Genomic DNA, 20592 nt, shown 5'->3' with positions numbered 1-20592 from the left:
CAACACGACCGCACCAAGGCATTCCTCTCCAAGGTGCTGTAAACCCCCGCACCACGCAGGAAGGGGCGGTACGGAGAAAACTCCGTACCGCCCCTCACCCATGGCGGGCCCGGTCGGCCGAACGGCGGCATGTCGCCTTGCGTCGGCCCGGCCGGCGCCGGAGCGTTTTCTCGCCGCGACCGTGCGCCTGATCGGAGACCCGCTGTGGACGCCCCGCCGATGCTGTTCGGTCCGGACCGGTCGGCCGATCGTGTGGTGCGGCCACGGCGCGCGCTCCGCGCGGGGGTCACCCAGGTCGTCGCGGCGGCCCTGGGGTTCGTCCTGGGACTGCTGCTGCCGGAGATCGACGGCGGCTACCAGGTGGCGGCGGAGCGGGTCGTCGACGTGCTGAAGGTCGTCGGCCTGGGCGTGCTGAGCGTCGCGACGCTGATCTTCTCGGTGCTGTTCCTCGTCGTGCAGTGGGCGGCGGGGAACTTCAGTCACCGGCTCCAGCTGTTCCGGACCGATCCGATGGTCTGGCGGCTGTTCGCCCTCGTGGTGGGTGTGCTGGTGTTCTCGGTGACGGCCACGCTGGCGATCGGCACCCACCGCACCGCGTCCGTCGCCGTCCCCGCGACGGCCCTGGTCCTCGCCGCGACAGCCCTCGTCCAGGTGCGGCGGCTGCAGTTGCGGGCCCTGAAGTCCATTCAGCTCGCGCACGTCCTCGCCGAGCTGCGCGATCGGGGGCGGGAGGTCCTGCGGGCCATGTACCCGCTGCCGGACGGCGGTGACGGACACGACGTCGTCCCCGGCTCCGGCCCGGCACCTCCTCTGCCGGACGTGACGTCCACCGTCGTCTGGGCCGGCGACACCGCTCTCGTGGCCCAGGTGGACTGGGTGCGGTTGGTACGGGTGGCGGAGCGGGCGGACGCGGTGGTGGTCGTGAAGGTTCCGGTGGGGACCACGCTCTACCCGGGTGACGCGGTGGCCCAGGTCTGCGGTGGCGCGGTGCCCGACGATGAGGTGCTGCGGGCGGTCGTCGGGGAGATCGAGCGCACCTTCCACCAGGATCCGGGCCTCGCCTTCCGGCTCCTTGCCGACATCGGGCTCCGTGCCCTCTCCCCCGCGATCAACGATCCCGCGACCGCCGTCCAGGTCCTCGACGCCGTCGAGGACCTGCTCCGGCCGCTCGCGCGGGCCGAGCTGGGAGACAGGTCGATCCCCGGCGCGACGGGCGCGGTGCGGGTGGTGATGCGCCTGCCCGCCTGGGAGGACTTCCTGCGGATCGGGTTCGACGACCTGTGCCGTGCGGCCTCGGACGCGCCGATGGTGCTGTCCCGCGCCCGGCACCTGCTCCTCCGGGTTCGGGAGGTGGCGCGGGAGGAACGCCGTCCGGACCTCGATGAGCGGCTGGCCTGGGTGGACGCGGAACTCTCCGTCAGGCATCCGGCGTTCCTGCGCGAGGCCACCGACCGCTGACGCGCCGCCGCCCGCCCCGTCCTAGTCGGCCGGCTTGTCCAGTCGGCCGAGGCGTCGGCGCCCCGTCATCTCCGGGACGGTCTTGCTCTCGCGCAGCCCCTCGGGGGCGGTCTCGGCGGCACGCCGGTACCAGCGGCCGTACCGCTCGGCGAACGCCGGGGCGGAGACGCCGTGCAGCAGCACGCTGAGCGCGACCGTGACGGCGACGACCCGGCCCATCAGTTCCGTTCCGGGGACGTGCTCCTCCACCATGAGCAGCCCCAGCACGACCGAGGCGAGTCCTCGTGGCCCGAACCATCCGATGTACGCGACCGTCGGAGCCCGCAGCCCGCTGCCGAGGAGGGACAGGGCGACGGGCACCATGCGGACCACGGTCAGGCTGAGCAGGGCGTAGACGACGATCCGCCAGGTCAGGTGCTCCAGGGTCGGCCCGAGCAGCACGGCCCCGAAGAGCAGGAGGCTGATCGAGGCCAGCAGTCCGCCGAGGTTCTCCGCGAACTCGGGCGTCTCGTCCCGGCCCGCCCGTTCGCCTCTCCGTTCACCGTCCGGGAGGGACGGGACGGCCGGGGCGTGCCGGAGAGCGTGTCCGAAGGCGAAGCCGGCGACCCAGGCGGCGATGAAGCCGCTGCCGTCGACCACCACGGCCAGTTCGTAGGAGGCGACGGCCACGGCGAGGACGTAGACCTGTCCCCACTCCTTCGTGACCCAGCCGCGTGCGCGGGCCGCTCCCAGCAGGCGGCCGCCGATCCCTCCGACCAGCAGCCCCAGCACCGTGCTGAGCACCAGGGCTCGCCAGAAGGTGCCCGCGGCGCCCTCGGCGGCGTAGGACGTGCCGGGGATCGCGGCCAGGACGACGACGAAGAACGGGAGCACCATGCCGTCGTTGAGGCCGCTCTCCACGTTGAGTCCCTGCCGGACGAGCCCCGGTACGCGCGGGTCGGACATGGCGCTCTTGCCCAGTGCGGCGTCCGTGGGGGCGAGGATCACGCCCAGGAGGGCGAGTTCCCACATCGTGAGCCCCGGCAGCAGGGGCCAGGCCAGCAGCCAGCCCGCGACGATGCTCAGCAGGAGTCCGATCCCGAGCAGCCGACGCGGCAGGAAGCCCCCGGAGGTGAGGTCGCGTCGGCGGACGGTCATGGCGTCGGTGAACAGCACGAGGGTCAGGGCGGCTTCAAGGAGCACCATGATCGGCTCGGCATCCGGTCCGAGGCTCACCAGGTCGAGGACGGCGGGCCCGAGGAGGATGCCGCAGCCCGTGAACACGATCGCCGACGAGATCGGCGTCGGCGCCAGGCGTCGCGATCCGAGGGCGTACGCGGCGGTGACACCCGCCACCGCCGCGACCGTCCACGCGCCGCCGCTCATCGCTCCCCTTCCGTCAGGGCGCCCGGGCGCCCGTCGTTCACGTTCCGGACGATGCCGCCCCGGCGGCGGCGGGCTGGTCGGTGTCGCCGTGCCAGGTGGGCCAGCCGAGCAGCCGGGGGCGTTCGGTCACCCAGGCGCGGGTGTCCGTGCCGATCTCCGCGGAGATGAGCGCCTCCAGGAGCCGGGAGCAGCGCAGCACGAGGTCGCGGTGGGCCGGGTCGGAGGCGAGGTTGCGGAGCTCGGCCGGGTCCTCCTGCCGGTCGTAGAGGACGACGTCGTTGTCGGCGAACAGGGCGTCGAGGTCCGTCGGGCGGTTGGGGCGCAGCGGGGAGAAGTACCGGCCGAAGGTGTAGCGCTCGTCGGTGTGGCCGCGGAGGAATCCCCGCTTGGTCCAGTCGGGACGCAGCGCCCCGGACTGGATCCGTTCGCCGGCCTCGGGGTCGGCGAACTCGAACCAGAAGTCGGCGTCCAGGGTCGTGATCGACTCGACCGCGGTCAGCACGCCTTCGCGTACGCGGGTCCCTTCGAGGACCGGAAGCAGGGAGTGGCCCTTGAGTCCGGGATAGCGGTCGGCGATCTGCTCCCGGTCCACGCCCGCACAGGCGAGCAGGGTCGGGACGAGGTCCACCGAGGACGCGAGCGCCTCGGTCCTGCCGCCGCCGGGGACGTCGGGGTGGGAGAGGAGGAAGGGAACGTGGAAGTTCTCGTCGTAGACCAGGTTCCCCTTCTGCCGCAGGCCGTGGGAGCCGGCCATCTCGCCGTGGTCGGCCGTGAAGACGACGACGGTGTCGTCGGCCTGCCCGGTGGCTTCGAGCGCGTCGAGCACGAGGTCGACGCTGCGGTCGACGTCGCGCAGTGCGTTGAGGTAGAAGTTCAGGCCGTCGTACCAGTGGGCGTCGTCGGCGACGGGTCCGAAGACGGTGTCGATCATCCGCGCGAACTCGGCCACCGCGGGGGCCGCGCCGGACAGGTCGTCGCGCAGGCTGGCCGGCAGCGGGAAGTCCCAGCGCTTGCGGTAGACGGGGATGTCGGCCGCGGCCTTCGCGACCACCGCGTGGGCGAGTCCGAACGGCAGCCGGACCTGGGGGGAGCCGCCGTAGTCGAAGCTCATGATGTCGTGCGGGTTGACGAAGTTGACGGCCATGAACCACGGCGTGTCCTCCGCCACCACCGGTGCCCGGTTGCGCAGCCACTTCACGGCCTGTCCCGCGATGACCGGGTCGATCTTCAGACCGGCCCAGGCTCCGCCGTCGATGTCGCCCCAGTCGTTGAACTCGCTGAACCCGTACGGCTCCAGGGCGTCCGTGGTCGGCCCGGGGCGGTCCGGGGTGATGTACGCGTTCGAGAGGTGCCACTTGCCCTGGTAGGTGCAGTAGTAGCCGGCCGACCGCAGCATCGTGCCGAGGGTGCCGAGGGCCGGATCGAGCGGCCGGATGTACGGCATGTTGTCGTTGTCGTAGATCTCGGTGATCGGCAGGTGCCGGCCGGTGTAGAGCACGGAACGGGCCGAGCTGCACATCGCCGAGGCCGAGTAGAAGCGGTCGAACGTCGTGCCCCGCGCGGCCAGCCGCTCCCGGGCCGGGAGGGAGAAGCCGTCGGGGCGGGGGACGACGGCCCGCTCCTCGTCGGTGACGATCAACAGGATGTTGGGGCGACGTTCCATGACCACCTGCCCTCCGGCGTGTTCCGCACCGGTGCGCCGTGGACGGACGGGTGCGGAGGCTCGATCGTTGCCCTCGCCCGAATCTACGGCGGGCCACCGTCCGCCGCTCGCGCGGAGGCGCCCGTGTGGCCCCGTACGGGTGACGCCGAGGGGGGTGTCCCTAGCCGCGCAACTCCCGCTCCGCGACGTGGCGGAAACCGCGTGCGGGGCGGCCGGTGAGGCGCAGGACGGTGTCGGTGACCCGGTCCTCGGCTCCTTGGGCTATGGCCCGGTCCATGTCGGCGAGCATCGTGGCGAACTCTTCGGGCATCAGGGCGGTGAGCCGTTCGCGCAGTTCCCGGTGCGACAGCCTGCGGTGGGTCACGGGCCGTCCGGTGACCTCCGCGACGATCGTGGCGATGTCGTCGTAGCCGAGGGCCTCGGGTCCGGTGAGGACGAGGTCGGTGTCGGGGGCGTGTGCGTCGGTCAGGGCGCGGACGGCGACGGCCGCGATGTCCTCGGCGTCGACGAAGCCGACCCGGCCGGTCCCGGTGGCGGTGCTGATGACGCCTTCGGCACGGATTCCCTGTGCGTGCACATGGTCGCCGGTGAAGTTCTGCATGAACCAGGACGGCCGCAGTACCGCCCATTCGTCGAAGACGCTCGGCAGCGCCTGGTGCACCTGGCCCACGGCCGGCCCGCCCTCGGGGACGGCGGAGGAACTCAGCAGCACCGCGCGCCGAACGCCGGCGGCGCGGGCCCTGCGCAGGAAGGGCAGGACGACGCCTGCCGGATCGGGGTCGCCCACGGGCGGGATCACGTAGACGCGCTCGATGGTGTCGAGGGCGGCGGTGTGGCTCGCGGGGTCGTACCAGTCGAAGCGGACCGGCTCGGCTCCGGCGACGGGCGTGCCCCGGCGGCTCGCCGCCCTGACGGCGTGGCCCGCGGCGGTCAGCCGCACGCAGGTGCGGCTGCCCGTGGTCCCGGTGGCGCCGATGACGAGGGTGGTTCCGGCGGTGGTCATCGGCTGCTCCCGGCGAGGTCGACGCCGGCGTCGAGGACGGCGAGGGGGTTCCAGTAGTCGCGGTAGGAGGTGAAGCGGCCGTCCTCGACGGTGACGACGGCGATGTACGTCATGTCGAAGGGCCGGTCGCCGTCGACGAGCCGGCCGACGCCGCGCATCTCGACGACGAGCGTGCGCGGGTCGGTGGTCTCGTGGATCCGCAGGTCGGCCTCGGGAAAGTCGTGGAGGTCGACGGTGGCCGGGTAGGGGCGCATGTAGGCGGCGATCGCCTCGCGTCCGTCGAGTCGTGACGGCATGCCCGGGGGCGCGAAGGGGAACTCCATCACGCCGTCCTCGGCCCAGAGGCCGACCCAGCCGGGGATGTCCTTGTCGAGCAGGAGCCGCAGGCTGTGGCGGTAGAGCTCCGCGGGCGGGGTCGACGGGGGTGACGGGGTTACGGACATGGGTATGCTCCGTTCACAGAGAATACGGACCGGCGGTCCGCTTGTACGAACGATACGGACCCCGGGTCCGCTTTTCAATCGGAGGAGTTCGTGACCCTGCCTCAGCCCGAGCGGAGGACCCGCAAGGACGCGGCGCGCAACCGACAGGCCGTCCTGGAGGCCGCCGACGCCCTCTACGCCCGCTCCCGGAGCCCCGAGGAACTGACCATGGCCGACATCGCCGCTGCGGCCGGCGTCGGCAAGGGCACGCTCTTCCGCGCCTTCGGCGACCGCGCGGGCCTGCTCCGCGCGCTGTACGAGGCCCGCCTCGAGCCGCTCCGCGAGGCCGTCGAGACGGGCCCTCCGCCCCTGGGCCCCGCCACCCCGCCGCAGGACCGCGTCCCGGCCCTGCTCGACGCCCTCGTCTGCTTCAAGCTCGACAACCGCCCGCTCGCCCTGGCCCTGGAGGAGAGCGGGAGCACGACCGGCCCGTACCAGGCCGCGCACTACGACGACTGGCACGACCGGCTCCGGTCCGTCCTGGAACAGATCCCCGGCCTCCCCCACCCCGCCTTCACCGCCCACGCCCTCCTGGCCGCCACCCGCGCCGACCTCGTCGAGCGCCTGGCCACCCAGGAGGAAATCCCGCGGGAGCTCCTCCGGGCCCAACTGGCGGCCTACGCGAGCAGAGTCGTGGGCACGGACGGGTAGCCGAGCGGAGATCCGGAGCGTCGGGGGCGCGGTTTCTCGTGAACGGGGACCGCCCGGCCTTGCCCCTCGCTCGGCCGGGCGGTCCTCTCCGGGGTCGACCGTCCCGGTGGCAGGTTCCTCACGCCCGTCCGGGCCCCCGCTTCCGGACCGGGCGTTCTCCGGCGGTGATGGTCGATCACCCTCCGGCCCACGCCACGGACGGTCGCCCGTCCCCCACGTCGATCATCCTGCGATCGATTTCGGTCGACAACGGTCCTCCCTGACGGGGTCCTGACGGTGCCAGGGTCCGGATTCACGCGTTGTTGACGGCCCTCGCCCGCGGCGGCGCCATTCCCGTACCTCGGGGGTCCGTGCCCTGCCCCCTACAGGCCGATGTCACGGCGGTTCATGTCGTCGAGGGACTCGCGACGGACGAGGGTGCGGGCCGTGCCGTCCTTCACGGCGACGACGGGCGGGCGGCCCACCAGGTTGTACCCGGAGGCCATGGACAGGTGGTACGCGCCGGCCACCGGCACGGCGAGCAGGTCGCCGGGGTGGACGTCCTCGGGCAGCGGGACCTCCTCCGCCAGCACGTCACCGGCCTCGCAGTGGCGGCCGACGACGGTGACGAGCCGGGGCGCGGACGTGGGCTGACGGCCGATCAGGCGGGGTGTGTAGCGGACCCCGTAGAGCGCAGGCCTGGGGTTGTCGCTCATGCCGCCGTCGACGGCGACGAAGGTGTGCGACCCGGTGCGCTTGACCGAGAGGACCCGGTAGACGCAGACCCCGGCCGGACCCACGACCGCCCGGCCGGGCTCGATCGTCAGACGTGGCACGGCGAGCTTCGCCCTGCCGCAGCCCTCGTGCAGTTCGGCCAGGACGCGGCCCGCGAGCACCCGCACGTCGAGGCTGGCCTCGCCGGGCCGGTAGGCGATGCCGTGCCCGCCCCCGATGTTCAGCTGCGGCAACTCCAGACCGTACTGCTCCCTGATCCGGGCCATCAGGCCGATCAGGCGCCGCACCGCGGCGACGTACGGCTTGGCGGAGGTGATCTGCGAGCCGATGTGGCAGTGCAGTCCGACGAGTTCGAGCCGTGGCTGGTCGAGCGTCCGGGCGACCGCGTGCTGCGCGGAGCCGTCCGTGATGGACAGACCGAACTTCTGGTCCTCCGTCCCGGTCCGGACCTTGGCGTGACCGCCCGCCGCGACCCCGGGCACGACACGCAGCATGACCCGCTGGCGGGAGCCCCTCGGCACGATCGCGGCGAGGCGGGCGATCTCCGAGGTGCTGTCGACGACGATCCGGCCGACACCGAGGCGTACGGCGGTGTCGAGGTCCTCGGGGCTCTTGGCGTTGCCGTGCAGCACGATCTTCTCGGGCGGGAATCCGGTGGTGACGGCGAGCGTCAGCTCCCCCGCCGAGCACACGTCGAGGCCCAGGCCCTCCTCCTGGACCCAGTGGGCCATGGCCCGGCACAGGAACGCCTTCGCGGCGTAGACGACATCGGCCTCGGGGAACGCCGTGCGATACGTACGGCAGCGCTCCCTGACCTCGTCCTCGTCCAGGACGTAGACGGGGGTGCCGAACCGCGCGGCGGTCTCGGCCAGCGACACACCGGCGACGCTGACGTCGCCGCCGTGCTCGGGGCGCGTCGAGCGCGGCCAGACCGACAGCCCGTCGGTCTCGGTCTCGCGCGGGGCGGGCGCCGGCACCAGGGGTGACGTCGAGGACGACGTGGTGGAAACGGACACGACGCCCCCTCAGCCGATCAGAAGGTGGACGCAGGAGACGAGGGCGGCGGCGCCCGTCACCCGGAGGACGCCGACATGCCCCGGATCCCACCTCCGCAAGGAGTTCTCGTCGTCGTGGGGCTTGGCCACCCTGGGGGCGCAGAGCTGCGGATCGACGGTGAGGGCGGTGACACCGAGGGGCGCCACGAGGGAGCGCAGTGCGGGCTCGGAGAGCCTGACGCGTGCGTGGTCCGGGCCGAGCGTGGCGGTGAGCCTGGCCTCGGACGTGAAGGCGACGGCCGTGCGGTCACCCAGCGGGGTACGGAAGAGGCGGGCGCACAGGCCCGCGGGTCCCGACCGGACGGGGACGAGAAGAGGTCCGGCCGGGACGCGATCGGAAGGCTCGGGATCCTCGGAGAATTCGATCTCAGACATGACGCTGCCCCTCGAAGACGGTGTCGAAGACGTGTGCCGCACGGCCGGCCGGCCGTGCGTGCTCCGAGACGAAGCTATGCCCGCCGGTCCGGGCGCCGACCACCCCGCTGACGGGCGCTTGACGGGATTCGCCGGAGCCGTAACGCGCTCCTGACGGGGCCCGGTTCGGCTCGACGCCGGGCCCCGGCGGGCCCGGTCGGGGCCGGGCCCCGGCGGGCGCCCGGCCGTGGCGCGTGCCGGGAGCCCGCCTCCGCCTCAGTGCTGGTGCGCACCGCCCGTGGTCTTCGCGGCCGCCGCGCCGTGGGACCCGTGGTCTCCGTGGCCGGGGACGGTTCCGTCCGGCTTGGCGACCAGGAAGAGGCCGGCCATGCCCATGTCGGAGTGGCTCTGGACGTGGCAGTGGTACATCCAGGCGCCCGCCCCCACGTGCTCCCCCGCGATGACCTGGAAGCCGAAGGAGTCCGCCGGGCCGGTGATCTTGTTGTCGATCACCCGGCTCACGTCCTCCGGGCCGGCCAGGAGGCCCGTGCGGTTGTCGGCCCAGCGGTGACCGTGCATGTGGAAGGTGTGGTAGTACTCGCCGTGCGTGATCATGATGATCTCCACCCGGTCCCCCACCGTGGCGAGGAAGTTCGGTGGGTCGGCCGCGGGCCGGTTGTTGATCGTCATGTCGTTGAAGACGATCGTGAACTGCTTGTCCGGCAGGACATCGCCCTTGCGGCGCACCACCAGGCCGCCGTAGAGACCCTTGCGGATGCCTCCGGTGCCGTGGTCCGTGCCCACGACGTGGTCGTGGTAGTGCCAGTACCCGGCGCTGCCGGGGCGCCAGGTCCCGTCGGGGCGGCGGCCGGGCGTGTGGGTGCGCCAGGTGTACGTGCGGGTGGCGCCCGGCTCGACGTGACTTCCGCTCATCCGCGTGCCGTCGTTGTCGATGTCGTAGTCCACGCCGTGCGGGTGGAGGCTCACGGCGACGTCCATCAGGTTCTCGAACTCGATGTGCAGGGTGTCACCCTCGATGATCTCGATCAGCGGTCCCGGCACCGTTGCCTTGCCCTTCTCCAGGCCGTACGCCATGCGGCCGTCGGCCAACTTCTCGGCGTACAGCTTGAGATGGCGTATCTGGCCGCCCGCCGGGGCAGTTCTGGGTGGTGCGGCCGGTGCGGCGTTGGAGGCGGAAGCGAGAGACAACGATGTCACGCCGGTCGCGGCGACGGCCCCGCCCGCGAGCAGGCGGCGGTTGAAGCTGCGTCTGTCCATGTCGAACTCTCCGGGCTTCGGGGGAGATTGACGGGTGCGGAGCCCCTGGGGACGGCCCACACGGTAGCGGGGCGGCCGTCGTTTATCCACATCCAGGACAAAGTCGGTCCGGTTGCGGTCATAGCCCTTGGCGAACCGCGCAAAGAGGTCTAGCTTCAACGGCTGTTGTCGTGACCTCAGAGGGATGGGTGACCCATGATGCGCACACCACATCACCGCGCGAGATCAAGAACAGGCCTCGCCGTGGCGGCACTTGGGGCAGGCGTGCTGACCGCCTCCCTGCTCGGCACGGACCCCGCCTCGGCCAGACCGTATCCGGATCCACCGTCGGCCATGGCGCCGACAACGTTGTCTCTCCCGTCTCCACCGGGCGGCGCGAACGTACGGGTCCTCGTCTTCCACGCCTCGGCGACCGCCGAGTCCCCGACGGTCGACGCGGGGATCGCCGCCGTCGAGTCCATCGGTCTCACGGGCCCGACGGCCGGGCGCTTCCGTACCGAGGCCACCGACGACCCGGCCGTCTTCACCGACGCCAGGCGCCTCGGCCGCTTCAACGCGGTGGTGTTCCTGACCGGCGGCGGCGATGTGCTCGACCCGGAGCAGGAGGCGGGGCTTGAGGCCTACATGGAGGCCGGCGGCGGGTTCGTCGGCGTCCACGAGGCCGCGCGCACCGAGCCGTACTCGTCCTGGTTCACCGGACTCGTCGGCGCACGGCCGACCGGCGCGCCGAGCGGCACGCAGCGCGCGGTGGTGGAAGTCGGCGACCGGCAGCATCCGGCCACCAAGTCCCTTCCGCTGGAGTGGAAGCGGCCCGACAAGTGGTTCAACTGGGACCGCAACCCGTCCGGCACCGTGCACACCGTGGCGCGGGTCCGGGAGGGCTCGTACCAGCCGGCGGCCAAGCCGAACGGCTGGGACCACCCGGTGTCCTGGTGCCGTGACTACGACGGCGGCCGCTCCTTCTACACCGCGATGGGCGGCACCGTCGACAGCTACGCGGAGACGGACTTCCGCGACCATCTGCGCGGCGCGATCGCCTGGACGGCCCGTATCTCCCAGGCGGACTGCAAGGCGACGATCGACGCCAACTACACCGCCGAGCGGGTCACCCAGCCGAACAAGCCCGGCCAGAACGACCAGATCGGCGAGCCGCACGGCCTGGTCGCCGCCCCCGACGGGCGGATCCTGTACATCGGCCGCGGCGGCGCCGACTCGAGCGTGCCGGTGGTCACCGACTGGAACAACCCGGACATCGGCAAGGGCAACGGCGAGATCCACGTCTACGACCCGAAGACGAAGCTGGTCACCAAGGCCGGCGCGCTCACCGTCTTCGGCAACAAGGGCGGCGGGGACGAGCTGATCAAGAACGAGGAGGGCCTGCTCGGCATCGAGCTCGACCCCGACTTCATGACCAACGGCTGGGTCTATCTGCACTACACCCCGCACTCCCGGATCGACCGCGCCGCGCACATGGGCGAGCGCAGGGTCTCCCGCTTCACCCTCGACCTCGCGACCAACAGGCTCGACCTGGCGAGCGAGAAGGTGCTGCTGAGCTGGCCCGTGCAGATCCACAGCTGCTGCCACGCGGGCGGCGGGATGGCCTGGGACTCCAAGGGGAACCTCTACATCGCCACCGGGGACACCAACTCGTCCGGATCCAGCGGCGGTTACTCGGGCAACAACCCGGCGCCGAACTTCCAGGGCGTCTCCTTCGCGGACGCGCGCCGCACCGCGGGGAACACCAACAACCTCAACGGCAAGATCCTGCGGATCCACCCCGAGGACGACGGCACCTACACCCTCCCCGCGGGCAACCTCTTCACCGGTGAGGAGACCGAGGAGGGCGGCGGGAAGACCCGCGGCGAGATCTACGTGATGGGCGTGCGCAACCCGGCACGGATCTCCGTCGACAGGACGACCGACATCCTCTACGCGGGCTGGGTCGGCCCCGACGCGGGCGCGCCGTCGACGACCTGGGGCCCTGCGAAGTACGACACGTTCGCCGCGATCACCAAGGCGGGCAACCACGGCTGGCCGTACTGCATGGGCAACAAGCAGCCCTACCGGGACCGCGGTCTGACCGATCCGAGCAAGCCGCTGGGCTGGTACGACTGCAACGCCCCGAAGAACGAGTCTCCGAACAACGACGGCCTGGTGAACCTGCCGCCGGTCACGTCCAACACCATCTGGTACTCGCCGCAGGGCGGCGGAGTGGACTACCCGCGGGACGCGAACGGCGTCCCGAGCTACAAGCAGGAGGAGCAGAAGCTGCTGCTGCCGTGGCTCAAGGGCGGTGGGCAGGCCACCATGAACGGTCCGCTCTACCGCTACGACGCCGCGAGCGACTCGACGGTGAAGTGGCCGTCGTACTGGGACGGCAAGTGGTTCGTCGGTGACTTCTACGACGGGGACCAGCCGCGGCACGCCGTGCTGACCGATCCGAGGACGGTCGGCAAGGGCGGACTGCCGGTGCACGCCGAGTCGTTGAAGAAGATCGTGCCCGTGGGGCAGGGCGGCATCCGCAACCTGATGGACTGGAAGTTCGCCCCGGACGGCTCGCTGTACGTCCTCGACTACGGGCGGGGCTTCTTCACCTCGCACCCCGACTCCGCGCTCTGGCGCGTGACCTACAAGGGCGGCGGGCCCACCCCGGCCGCGGACCAGCTGGCACGGAAGGCGGCGGCGCAGTGACCAGGAGACCGAGTTCGAGACACCGGGGCCCGAGCCTCTGGGCGGCGCTCCTCGCGGCCCTGGCGATGGTCGTGGGGCTGACGTCGGCGTCCGCCTACGGCCGGAGCGACGACGGCCGCAGGTCGGCCGCGGCGCAGGTGCTGACCTGGAAGGCGGGCGATCCGATCGACCGCTACCTGGAGTTCCCGACCACGGCGGTGGCGGGCGCGACGACCATCGTCTTCGAGAACAGCACGGCCAGTGGCAACACCACCGGCATGCCGCACACCCTGACGTTCGACGTCTCCGACCCCGAGTACAACAACGACGTCCCGCTGAACATCCTGGCCAACCCGAGCGACGCGAACGGCGGCCGGCACACGGCCGAGGTGACGCTGACCCCGGGCCGGTACCTCTTCAAGTGCACGATCCCGGGCCACGGTCAGATGCAAGGCATCCTCACGGTCACCGAGGGCGGCGGCGAGGACACCACCGCGCCGGAGACCACGGCGAAGGTCGAGGGCGACCGCAACGGAGACGGAGCGTACGTCGGGCAGGCGACGGTCACCCTCGGCGCGACGGACGCCGGTTCGGGCGTCGACAAGGTCGAGTTCGCGGTCGGCGCGGACGGCCCGTGGCAGCCGTACACCGTCCCGGTCGTCGTCGACCGGGTCGGGGCGCACACGATCCGGTACCGGGCGAGCGACAAGGCGGGCAACACGGCCGCCGAGAGGACCGCCGCGTTCACGGTCGTCGCCCCGCCCACCGACGACACCACGGCGCCGGAGACCTCGGCGACCGTGACCGGCGAACAGGACGACCAGGGCCGCTACCTCGACATGGCCACGGTGACGGTGACCGCGTCCGACACCGGCTCGGGCGTCAACACCATCGAGTACGCGATCGGCGACGGCGCCTGGCAGCCGTACACCGCGCCCGTGATGGTGCACGAGACGGGCACGCACACCGTCCGCTACAAGGCGACCGACAAGGCGGGCAACGCCGCCACGGCGAAGACGGTGAACTTCGCGGTGGTCCCCACGCCCGATCCCGACACGACCGCCCCCGAGGTCTCCGCCACGGTCTCGGGGCAGCGCGACTCCGACGGCGCGTACCTCACGAGCGCCATCGTGACGCTGTCGGCGACCGACGCGGGCTCGGGCGTCGAGCGGATCGAGTACTCGCTCGACGGCGGCCCCTATCTCGCCTACACGGCCCCGGTGTTCGTCGACCGCGTCGGCCGTCACACGGTGCTGCACCGGGCGACGGACAAGGCAGGGAACACCTCCACGGCCGGCAGCGTCGCGTTCACCGTCGCCGAGGGCGGCGGGGTGCCCGCGCCCCAGTGCCCCGAGTTCGACGAGCGGTCGACGGTCATCGTCGGGACGGTCGACACCGGTGTCCCCAACCGGATGACGAACCGCCGCTGCACCATCAACGAACTCATCGAGGACGAGAAGGACTGGTCCTCGCACGCGCTGTTCCTCAAGCACGTCGACACGGTGGTCGACCGGCTGCTCGCCGACGGTGTCATCGACACCCGCGAGCACAGGAAGATCTACCGTGCCGCCAAGCAGTCGGGCATCGGCAGGCCGGGCCAGACCGAGGGGTACCGCGATCTGTTCGACGGCACGCCCGCGTCCTTCTCGAAGTGGCAGCACGTGGGCGGCGGAAAGTTCGACCTGTCCGCGGACGGCGCCATGACGAGCAGCACCACGGTGCCGGGCATGGGCATGCTGTGGTTCCCGCAGCGGCAGTACGGCGACTTCTCGCTCAAGCTCCAGTGGCGCGACGACGCCCCGGGCGCCGCGAACGCCAACGGTGGTGTCTTCGTGCGTTTCCCGTACGTCCACGACAACCCCGAGGAGTCGCGCCCGGAGTGGGTCGCCATCAAGTACGGCCATGAGATCCAGGTGCTCGACCGGCCCGACGGGGACATGTACAAGTCGGGTTCGATCTACGGCTTCGACCGCGTGGGCCTGGCCGGCGCGGGCGTGACGCCCAAGGGCACCTGGAACGACTACGAGATCCGGGTGGAGGGCCAGCACTACTCGGTCTTCCGCAACGGCAAACTGATCAACGAGTTCGACAACATGGGTGGGCAGCTCTTCCAGCCGCCGCGGGGCGACGACCCGGGCACGGACGGACGGCGGTACGCCTCCGGCTACATCGGCCTCCAGGTCCACGGCACGACGGACGTCATCTCGTACCGCAACATCCGGGTGAAGCAGCTCTAGGACCTGATCCGCCGGACAGGCCCTGAGCCCGGGCGAACCGCGGAGCCCCTCCCCCGGACCGGGAGGGGCTTCGCCGTGCCCGCGTTCAGGACGGCAGGTTCTGCTCCGCCCAGACCACCTTGCCCGTCTCGGTACGGCAGGTGCCCCAGCGGCGGCAGAGCATGTTGATGAGCTGGAGGCCCCTTCCGCCCTCGTCGCTGAGGTCCGCGTGCTGGATCTGGGGCAGGTCGGGGCCGGTGTCCGAGACCTCCACGAGGAGGCGTTCGCCCCGCAACAGCCGCAGCCTGCCCGGGCCGTTGCCGTACCGCAGGGCGTTGCCCACGAGCTCCGACACGACGAGTTCGCAGACATCGGCGAGCTCCGTCAGCTCCCACTCGGACAGCTGGTCGGTGACCAGGCGCCGGGCGACGGACGCGGCGCGCCCCTCCCTCGGCAGCTCCCACTCGCGCAGCTCGTCCGGGGTGCCCAGGGCGGTCGTCGCGCCCAGGAGGACTGCCTCGTCGAAGCGGGGTGCGTCGGCCGGGGCGCGCTCGAGGAGGCCACCGCGTTCGAGTGCCTCGGGTGTCAGACCGGCCGCCGCGGCCCGCAGCCGCTCCAGCTGGTGGTCCAGGTCCGCCCGCCGGGACTTGACGAGACCGTCGCTGTAGAGCACGAGTCGGCCGCCGTCCGGCACCTTCAGCCGGATCGGGTCGTACGGGATCACCCCGGCGCCGAGCGGGGCGCCGACCGGTACGTCGACGAACTCGGCGCCCCCGTGTCCGTCGAGGAACAGCGGGGGCAGGTGCCCGGCGCTGGCCAGGGTGTACGTGGCGTCGGCGGGGTCGAAGACCGCGCAGAGGAACGTGGCGACCTGCTCGTCCTCCAGGTCACGGGTGGCGAGGTCGAGCCGCGCGAGCACGCGCTCGGGCGCCATGTCCAGGGTCATCAGGGTCCGGGCGACCGCCCGCAGCCGGCCCATCGTGGCGGCGGCGGGCAGCCCGTGGCCCATGACGTCGCCCACCATCAGGGCCGTACGCCCGCCGGGCAGGGCCATGACGTCGTACCAGTCGCCGCCGACGCCGTGGTGCGCGGTCGAGGGCGCGTACTCGGCGTGGACGCGCAGGCCCGGGGTCACCGGGGTCGCGCGCGGCAGCAGGCTGCGCTGGAGCGAGACGACGCGCTCGCGCTCGCGCCCGTACAGCCGGGCGTTGTCGATGTAGACGGCGGCCTGGGAGGCCAGGTGCTCCGCGAGCGCGAGGTCGGTGGAGGAGAACGGCGGGGTGCCACGGCCGCGCACGAAGTCCGCGCTGCCGAGCAGCAGGCCGCGGGCGATCAGCGGGACGGCCAGGTAGCTGTGCACTCCGGTGGAGCGCATCGTCTCGGCGGCGCTCTCGGTCGGCGCGACCCGGAGGAAGTCGGCGTCCCCCATCCGGCTCACGAGCACGGGCCTGCCCTGCCGCAGGCAGTAGCGGTGGAGCAGGGTCTCGTGGGCCTCTTCGGACCGGACGGAGGTCTCGCCCACGGGCGTGGCCTCCAGGGTGGACAGCTCGTCGACGGCGCACAGGGCGATGGCCCGCATGAGGGGCACGCCCGTGCCCGTCCATCGTGAGCCCTCGTCGCCCCGCAGGACGCTCTCCAGGATGTCGACGGCGGCCCCGTCGGCGAAGCCGGGCACGGTGAACTCCGCCAGCTCCTGGGCGGTGCGTTCCAGGTCCAGGGTGGTGCCGATCCTGGAGCCCGCGGAGTTCAGCCAGGCGAGCCGCCCCCGTGTGCTGATCCGGTCCAGGGGGACCTCGCCCGCGCTCGACGCGAGCCGCTTGAGGGCCCCGGCCGAACGGAACAACGCCGTACCGTTCCCGGCCGAAGCGCGGCGCGTCAGGCGCCGTCTCCCGTTGCCGCCACTCACTCTTTCGGCCTCCAGACAGGAATTCGACCGCTGTTGGTGCCCAGCATGCACCTCTTCCCCGCCGATTGGGACGATCTCGACGGGCAGCGTTCGTCGACGACGTCAGCGGACGACGTCGAAGACCTGCTTCTGCAGCCCGTTGGGGTAGGCCTCGTACTCGACGAGCTTCAGCTTCTGGACGTCCTTGTCGGTGGTGCTGAAGAGCCGCTTCCCGGCGCCGAGCAGGAGCGGGAAGACGAGCAGGTGGTAGCGGTCGATCAGGCCGGCGTCCGAGAGGGCCTGGTTGAGGGTCGCGCTGCCGTGGACGATGATCGGGCCGCCCTCGGTCTCCTTGAGCGCGGCGACCTCGTCGAGCGAGCGCAGGATCGTGGTGTCGCCCCAGTCGGAGACCAGCCGGTCGTCGGTGAGGGTGGTGGAGACGACGTACTTCGGCATCACCTTGTACTCGGCGAACTCCTCCATGGCCGGCCAGACGGGGCTGAACGCCTCATAGCTGACCCGGCCCAGCAGCATCGCGGCGGCTTCCCGCTGCTCGCGCCCCTTGATCTCGTACGCCTCCGGGAGGAACTCGGCGTGCTTGAAGGTCCAGCCGGAGTTGCGGTAGCCGGGCTCGCCGCCCGGCGCCTCGACGACACCGTCGAGCGAGATGAAGGCCGTGCTGATCAGCGTGCGCATGTGGTTTCCCTGACGGTCTTGGTCGTGGAGCCGGTCGATGGGCATCAGCATCACACCTCACCCCGGGCGACGCGGGGACGTCGCGGCATGGCGTCGCAGCGCTCCGTCCGGCAGCGCTCCGTCTCGCAGCGCCACCGGGCCGCCCGCATACTGGTACGGGAATCCTCCCCGCAGGAGGGCCAGGAGGGCCTGTGGACCCGAGACTCCGAGGCGTCTCCCACCGCCCCTGGGGCGACGCACCCGACGGCACGGCGTGGCGGCTCCTGTGCGTCCTGCCGTTCCTCCTGGTGGGCCTCGGGGTCGCCTTTCAGCTCGCCACGCCGAAGGAGCTGACCGGCACCCCGCTCTTCGTCTCCGCCCCTCTGCTCGCGGCGCCGCTCTTCACCGCGTGGACGACCGCGCTCTTCGGTGGCGCCGGGCTGATCGCGATCCTGCTCCTGCACACGTCGATGCCGACGATGGGCGGCAGCGGTGCGGATCTCGGGCTGCTCACGGAGTCCGCCACGATCGTCTTCGTGACGGCGATCGCCGTTCTCCTCCACCATGTCGTCCGGCGCAGCCGCGAGCGGCTCGCGACGGCCAGGGGTGTGGCGGAAGCGGCCCAGCGGGCCGTCCTGCCGACTCCGCCGAGCCGTGTCGACGGGCTGCGGCTCGGGGTGCGTTACGAGGCCGCCCAGGAGGACACCCTGATCGGCGGGGATCTCTACGCCGCGAGCGCCTGCCCGCACGGGGTCCGGCTGCTCATCGGCGATGTCAGGGGCAAGGGGCTCGGGGCGATCGAGACCGTGTCCGTGCTCCTGGGCGCCTTCTGGGAGGCGGTGGACCGGGAGCCGGAGCTGTGCGCCGTGATGGAGAGCCTGGAGCGCGCGCTGACCCGGGAGGGCGCCCGCCGCAGCGGCATCGACGACCTGGAGGGGTTCGCCACCTGCGTGCTCGTGGAGATACCGCCCGGTCACGAGGTCGTCCGCGTCGTCAACCATGGGCACCCGGAGCCGCTGCTGCTGACCGGCGGCGGCGTCACCGGCCTCACGCCCCGGGAGTTCGCCCTGCCGCTGGGGCTCGGGGGCGCCGACTCCGGCCCGGCCGCCGCCGACGTCTGGCGGTTCCCGCCCGAGGCCACGCTGCTGCTCTACACGGACGGGCTCTCCGAGGCCCGTGACGCCGCCGGAGCCATGTACGAGCCTGCCGAGCGGCTGCGCGGCCGCAGCTTCTCCTCGCCCGACCGGCTGCTGGCCGCGCTCGTGTCCGACGTGCGGCGCCACGCGGACGGCGGCGCGTCGGACGACATGGCGCTGCCGGCCGTGCAGCGACCCGCGTGAGGTCAGTCCTTGTAGTCGGGGCAGGTCCGGTCGAGCAGGCGCAGCATCGCCGCCCAGGCGAGGTCGTACGCCTCGTCGTCCTGGAAGTCCGCCGAGGCCTCGCCGGCCAGCTGGCGGGCGGTGTACTCGCAGATCTCGGCCGACGGGACGGTGAGGGCCGCGCCGCCCGCCTGCGCCGTGACCTGGATCTCGCAGGCGCGCTCCAGGTAGTACATGCGCAGGAAGGCCTGGGCCGCGCTCTCACCGACCGTCAGGAGGCCGTGGTTGCGCAGGATCAGGGCCGGGTGGCCGCCGATGTCGGCGACCAGCCGGCGCTGTTCGTCGAGGTTGAGGGCGACGCCCTCGTAGTCGTGGTAGCCGACGCGGTCGTAGAACTCCATCGACATCTGGTTCAGCGGAAGCAGTCCGCTCTCCTGCGCGGCGACGGCACAGCCCGCCTTGGTGTGGGTGTGGAGCACGCAGTGGGCGTCGGGGCGGGCCGCGTGGATGGCGCTGTGGATCACGAACCCGGCCGGGTTGACGGGGTACGGGGTCGGCTCGACCGGGTTGCCGTCCAGGTCGATCTTGACCAGGTTCGAGGCGGTGATCTCCTCGAAGAGGAGCCCGTAGGGGTTGATCAGGAAGTGGTGGTCCGGGCCGGGCAGCCGCAGCGAGATATGGGTGAAGATCAGGTCGGTCATCCGGAAGTGGGCGACGAGCCGGTACACGGCGGCGAGTTCGCGGCGCAGCCTCGTCTCCTCGTCCGCGGCGGCGGCCGTGAGCGGGGGAAGGGGTTCGGCGACGGTCATGCGGGGGCTCCTGCGGTGGTGGGGTCGACGACGGGCGTGAGGGGGCGCCCGGTGCGGTGCCAGGCGACGACGTTCTCGGCGGGGCGGCACACATAGCCGCGGCGTGAGGTGTCGGACAGGTAGGCGCTGTGCGGGGAGAGCTGGATCCGGGGGTGGCGGCGCAGCGGGTCGTCGGCAGGGGGCGGCTCGACCGGGAAGACGTCGAGGGCCGCGCCGGCCAGCCGGTGGGAGTCGAGGGCCGCCACCAGTGCGCCGGGGTCGACGAGTTCGCCGCGCGCGACGTTCACGAGGAAGCCGCCGGGGCGCATCCGTTCCAGGAGCGCAGCGTCGACCAGGCGGTTCGTGCCCGGGGTCAGCGGCACATGGAGGGAGAGGACGTCGGAGGCGGCGGCGAGTGCCCCGAGGTCCTCGTACCGTTCGACGCCGTCCGGCCAGTGGGCGGGGTCGGCGTGCGGGTCGTACGCCGCGAGCCGGCCGAAGACGGGGGCCGCGAGCGTCGCCAGCGACCGCGCGATCCGGCCGAGGCCGACCAGCCCCAGCGTCAGTTCGCTCGCGCGGCGCGGCAGAGGGGACTGTCCGGTGAAGTCCGCGTTCCAGCCGCCCGCGCGGACAACGGCGTCGGCCTGTGGCAGCCGCCGCAGCAGGGACAGCGTGGAGGCGAGCGCGTGCACGGCCACGTCCTCGGTCGCCACGTCGGGCAGGTTCGTCACCCACAGGCCCCTGCGGCGGGCCTCCTCCGTGTCGACCATGTCGTATCCGGCGGACATCGTGGCGAGGATCCGTACCCGGGGCAGCCGGTCGAGCAGCGCGGCGTCGATCCGCGCGTAGCCGACGATCAGGGCGTCGGCGTCGCGGGCGGTCTCGGCGAGGACGTCGGGATCCCGGCTTCCGGCGACGCGGACCTCGAAGCCCGCGTCCGCGAGCAGTCGTATGCCCGGCACCGGGTCCAGGTCCTCGGTGTCGGTGAACACGGCAACGGGACGGCTCACGGGACT

General features: G+C 72.1%; 16 protein-coding genes. 5 read left to right on the top strand and 11 right to left on the bottom strand.

Features of this window, described 5'->3' with window-relative positions; translation table 11 throughout:
- The first annotated feature begins 204 nt into the window (after nt 1-204).
- A complete protein-coding gene (locus ACF09C_RS28530; protein WP_392095544.1) occupies nt 205-1458 on the top strand; it encodes a DUF2254 family protein in 1254 nt (417 codons plus the stop codon).
- A gap of 21 nt (nt 1459-1479) precedes the next feature.
- Here the strand turns inward: ACF09C_RS28530 and ACF09C_RS28525 are convergent, their stop codons facing one another.
- The 4 genes from ACF09C_RS28525 to ACF09C_RS28510 all read right to left on the bottom strand — a co-directional run bounded on the left by ACF09C_RS28525 (nt 1480) and on the right by ACF09C_RS28510 (nt 5932).
- On the bottom strand, nt 1480-2823 hold the full coding sequence (locus ACF09C_RS28525; protein ID WP_392095542.1) for a cation:proton antiporter: 1344 nt from the start codon (nt 2821-2823) through the stop codon (nt 1480-1482).
- 37 nt (nt 2824-2860) lie between these two features.
- The gene (locus ACF09C_RS28520) at nt 2861-4486 is read right to left on the bottom strand and encodes a sulfatase-like hydrolase/transferase (RefSeq protein WP_392095541.1); all 1626 of its coding nucleotides are present in this window, start codon (nt 4484-4486) and stop codon (nt 2861-2863) included.
- Nucleotides 4487-4646: 160 nt separating this feature from the next.
- The gene (locus ACF09C_RS28515) at nt 4647-5489 is read right to left on the bottom strand and encodes an NAD(P)H-binding protein (RefSeq protein WP_392095540.1); all 843 of its coding nucleotides are present in this window, start codon (nt 5487-5489) and stop codon (nt 4647-4649) included.
- Nucleotides 5486-5932, bottom strand: coding sequence for a nuclear transport factor 2 family protein (locus tag ACF09C_RS28510; RefSeq protein ID WP_392095538.1), 447 nt, complete (start codon nt 5930-5932; stop codon nt 5486-5488). The genes ACF09C_RS28515 and ACF09C_RS28510 overlap by 4 nt, the downstream gene beginning before the upstream one ends.
- 90 nt (nt 5933-6022) lie before the next feature.
- On the opposite strand from ACF09C_RS28510, the gene ACF09C_RS28505 reads away from it, so the two are divergent.
- Nucleotides 6023-6622, top strand: coding sequence for a TetR/AcrR family transcriptional regulator (locus tag ACF09C_RS28505; RefSeq protein WP_392095536.1), 600 nt, complete (start codon nt 6023-6025; stop codon nt 6620-6622).
- Nucleotides 6623-6984: 362 nt separating this feature from the next.
- Here the strand turns inward: ACF09C_RS28505 and lysA are convergent, their stop codons facing one another.
- The 3 genes from lysA to ACF09C_RS28490 all read right to left on the bottom strand — a co-directional run bounded on the left by lysA (nt 6985) and on the right by ACF09C_RS28490 (nt 10023).
- The gene (lysA, locus tag ACF09C_RS28500) at nt 6985-8316 is read right to left on the bottom strand and encodes a diaminopimelate decarboxylase (protein ID WP_392095580.1); all 1332 of its coding nucleotides are present in this window, start codon (nt 8314-8316) and stop codon (nt 6985-6987) included.
- A 45-nt stretch (nt 8317-8361) separates the two neighbouring features.
- Nucleotides 8362-8766, bottom strand: coding sequence for an SAV_915 family protein (locus ACF09C_RS28495; RefSeq protein ID WP_392095534.1), 405 nt, complete (start codon nt 8764-8766; stop codon nt 8362-8364).
- Nucleotides 8767-9021: 255 nt separating this feature from the next.
- Complete coding sequence (locus tag ACF09C_RS28490) at nt 9022-10023, bottom strand: multicopper oxidase domain-containing protein (protein WP_392095532.1); 1002 nt, start codon at nt 10021-10023, stop codon at nt 9022-9024.
- Between the two features lie 195 nt (nt 10024-10218).
- On the opposite strand from ACF09C_RS28490, the gene ACF09C_RS28485 reads away from it, so the two are divergent.
- Together ACF09C_RS28485 and ACF09C_RS28480 are read left to right on the top strand one after the other, a co-directional pair.
- Nucleotides 10219-12714 (top strand): ThuA domain-containing protein, encoded by a 2496-nt coding sequence (locus ACF09C_RS28485; protein WP_392095530.1) that lies wholly within the window; start codon nt 10219-10221, stop codon nt 12712-12714.
- A gap of 65 nt (nt 12715-12779) precedes the next feature.
- A complete protein-coding gene (locus tag ACF09C_RS28480) occupies nt 12780-14930 on the top strand; it encodes an OmpL47-type beta-barrel domain-containing protein (RefSeq protein ID WP_392095578.1) in 2151 nt (716 codons plus the stop codon).
- 85 nt (nt 14931-15015) lie between these two features.
- Here ACF09C_RS28480 and ACF09C_RS28475 read toward each other — a convergent pair whose 3' ends face one another.
- Complete coding sequence (locus ACF09C_RS28475; protein ID WP_392095528.1) at nt 15016-16752, bottom strand: SpoIIE family protein phosphatase; 1737 nt, start codon at nt 16750-16752, stop codon at nt 15016-15018.
- Between the two features lie 165 nt (nt 16753-16917).
- Nucleotides 16918-17490, bottom strand: coding sequence for a dihydrofolate reductase family protein (locus tag ACF09C_RS28470; protein WP_392095527.1), 573 nt, complete (start codon nt 17488-17490; stop codon nt 16918-16920).
- Nucleotides 17491-17681: 191 nt separating this feature from the next.
- On the opposite strand from ACF09C_RS28470, the gene ACF09C_RS28465 reads away from it, so the two are divergent.
- Nucleotides 17682-18809, top strand: coding sequence for a PP2C family protein-serine/threonine phosphatase (locus ACF09C_RS28465; RefSeq protein WP_392095525.1), 1128 nt, complete (start codon nt 17682-17684; stop codon nt 18807-18809).
- A gap of 2 nt (nt 18810-18811) precedes the next feature.
- Here ACF09C_RS28465 and ACF09C_RS28460 read toward each other — a convergent pair whose 3' ends face one another.
- Both ACF09C_RS28460 and ACF09C_RS28455 read right to left on the bottom strand, forming a co-directional pair.
- Nucleotides 18812-19597 (bottom strand): class II aldolase/adducin family protein, encoded by a 786-nt coding sequence (locus ACF09C_RS28460; RefSeq protein ID WP_392095523.1) that lies wholly within the window; start codon nt 19595-19597, stop codon nt 18812-18814.
- A complete protein-coding gene (locus ACF09C_RS28455) occupies nt 19594-20586 on the bottom strand; it encodes a C-terminal binding protein (RefSeq protein WP_392095521.1) in 993 nt (330 codons plus the stop codon). Before ACF09C_RS28455 ends, ACF09C_RS28460 begins: the two co-directional genes overlap by 4 nt.
- Nucleotides 20587-20592: the final 6 nt, after the last annotated feature.

Origin of the sequence: Streptomyces sp. NPDC014870 (assembly GCF_043081505.1) — a bacterium.
Classification (GTDB): Bacteria; Actinomycetota; Actinomycetes; order Streptomycetales; family Streptomycetaceae; genus Streptomyces.
The sequence above is the reverse complement of the archived record's forward strand: the minus strand, read 5'-3'. Positions and strand labels throughout refer to the sequence as shown.

What these genes read in the sequence shown, in the direction of transcription:
- ACF09C_RS28525 (WP_392095542.1), bottom strand. Translation starts at nt 2,823, where the DNA reads ATGAGCGGCGGCGCGTGGACGGTCGCGGCGGTGGCGGGTGTCACCGCC.
- ACF09C_RS28520 (WP_392095541.1), bottom strand. Translation starts at nt 4,486, where the DNA reads ATGGAACGTCGCCCCAACATCCTGTTGATCGTCACCGACGAGGAGCGG.
- ACF09C_RS28515 (WP_392095540.1), bottom strand. Translation starts at nt 5,489, where the DNA reads ATGACCACCGCCGGAACCACCCTCGTCATCGGCGCCACCGGGACCACG.
- ACF09C_RS28510 (WP_392095538.1), bottom strand. Translation starts at nt 5,932, where the DNA reads ATGTCCGTAACCCCGTCACCCCCGTCGACCCCGCCCGCGGAGCTCTAC.
- ACF09C_RS28495 (WP_392095534.1), bottom strand. Translation starts at nt 8,766, where the DNA reads ATGTCTGAGATCGAATTCTCCGAGGATCCCGAGCCTTCCGATCGCGTC.
- ACF09C_RS28490 (WP_392095532.1), bottom strand. Translation starts at nt 10,023, where the DNA reads ATGGACAGACGCAGCTTCAACCGCCGCCTGCTCGCGGGCGGGGCCGTC.
- ACF09C_RS28485 (WP_392095530.1), top strand. Translation starts at nt 10,219, where the DNA reads ATGATGCGCACACCACATCACCGCGCGAGATCAAGAACAGGCCTCGCC.
- ACF09C_RS28480 (WP_392095578.1), top strand. Translation starts at nt 12,780, where the DNA reads ATGGTCGTGGGGCTGACGTCGGCGTCCGCCTACGGCCGGAGCGACGAC.
- ACF09C_RS28470 (WP_392095527.1), bottom strand. Translation starts at nt 17,490, where the DNA reads ATGCGCACGCTGATCAGCACGGCCTTCATCTCGCTCGACGGTGTCGTC.
- ACF09C_RS28460 (WP_392095523.1), bottom strand. Translation starts at nt 19,597, where the DNA reads ATGACCGTCGCCGAACCCCTTCCCCCGCTCACGGCCGCCGCCGCGGAC.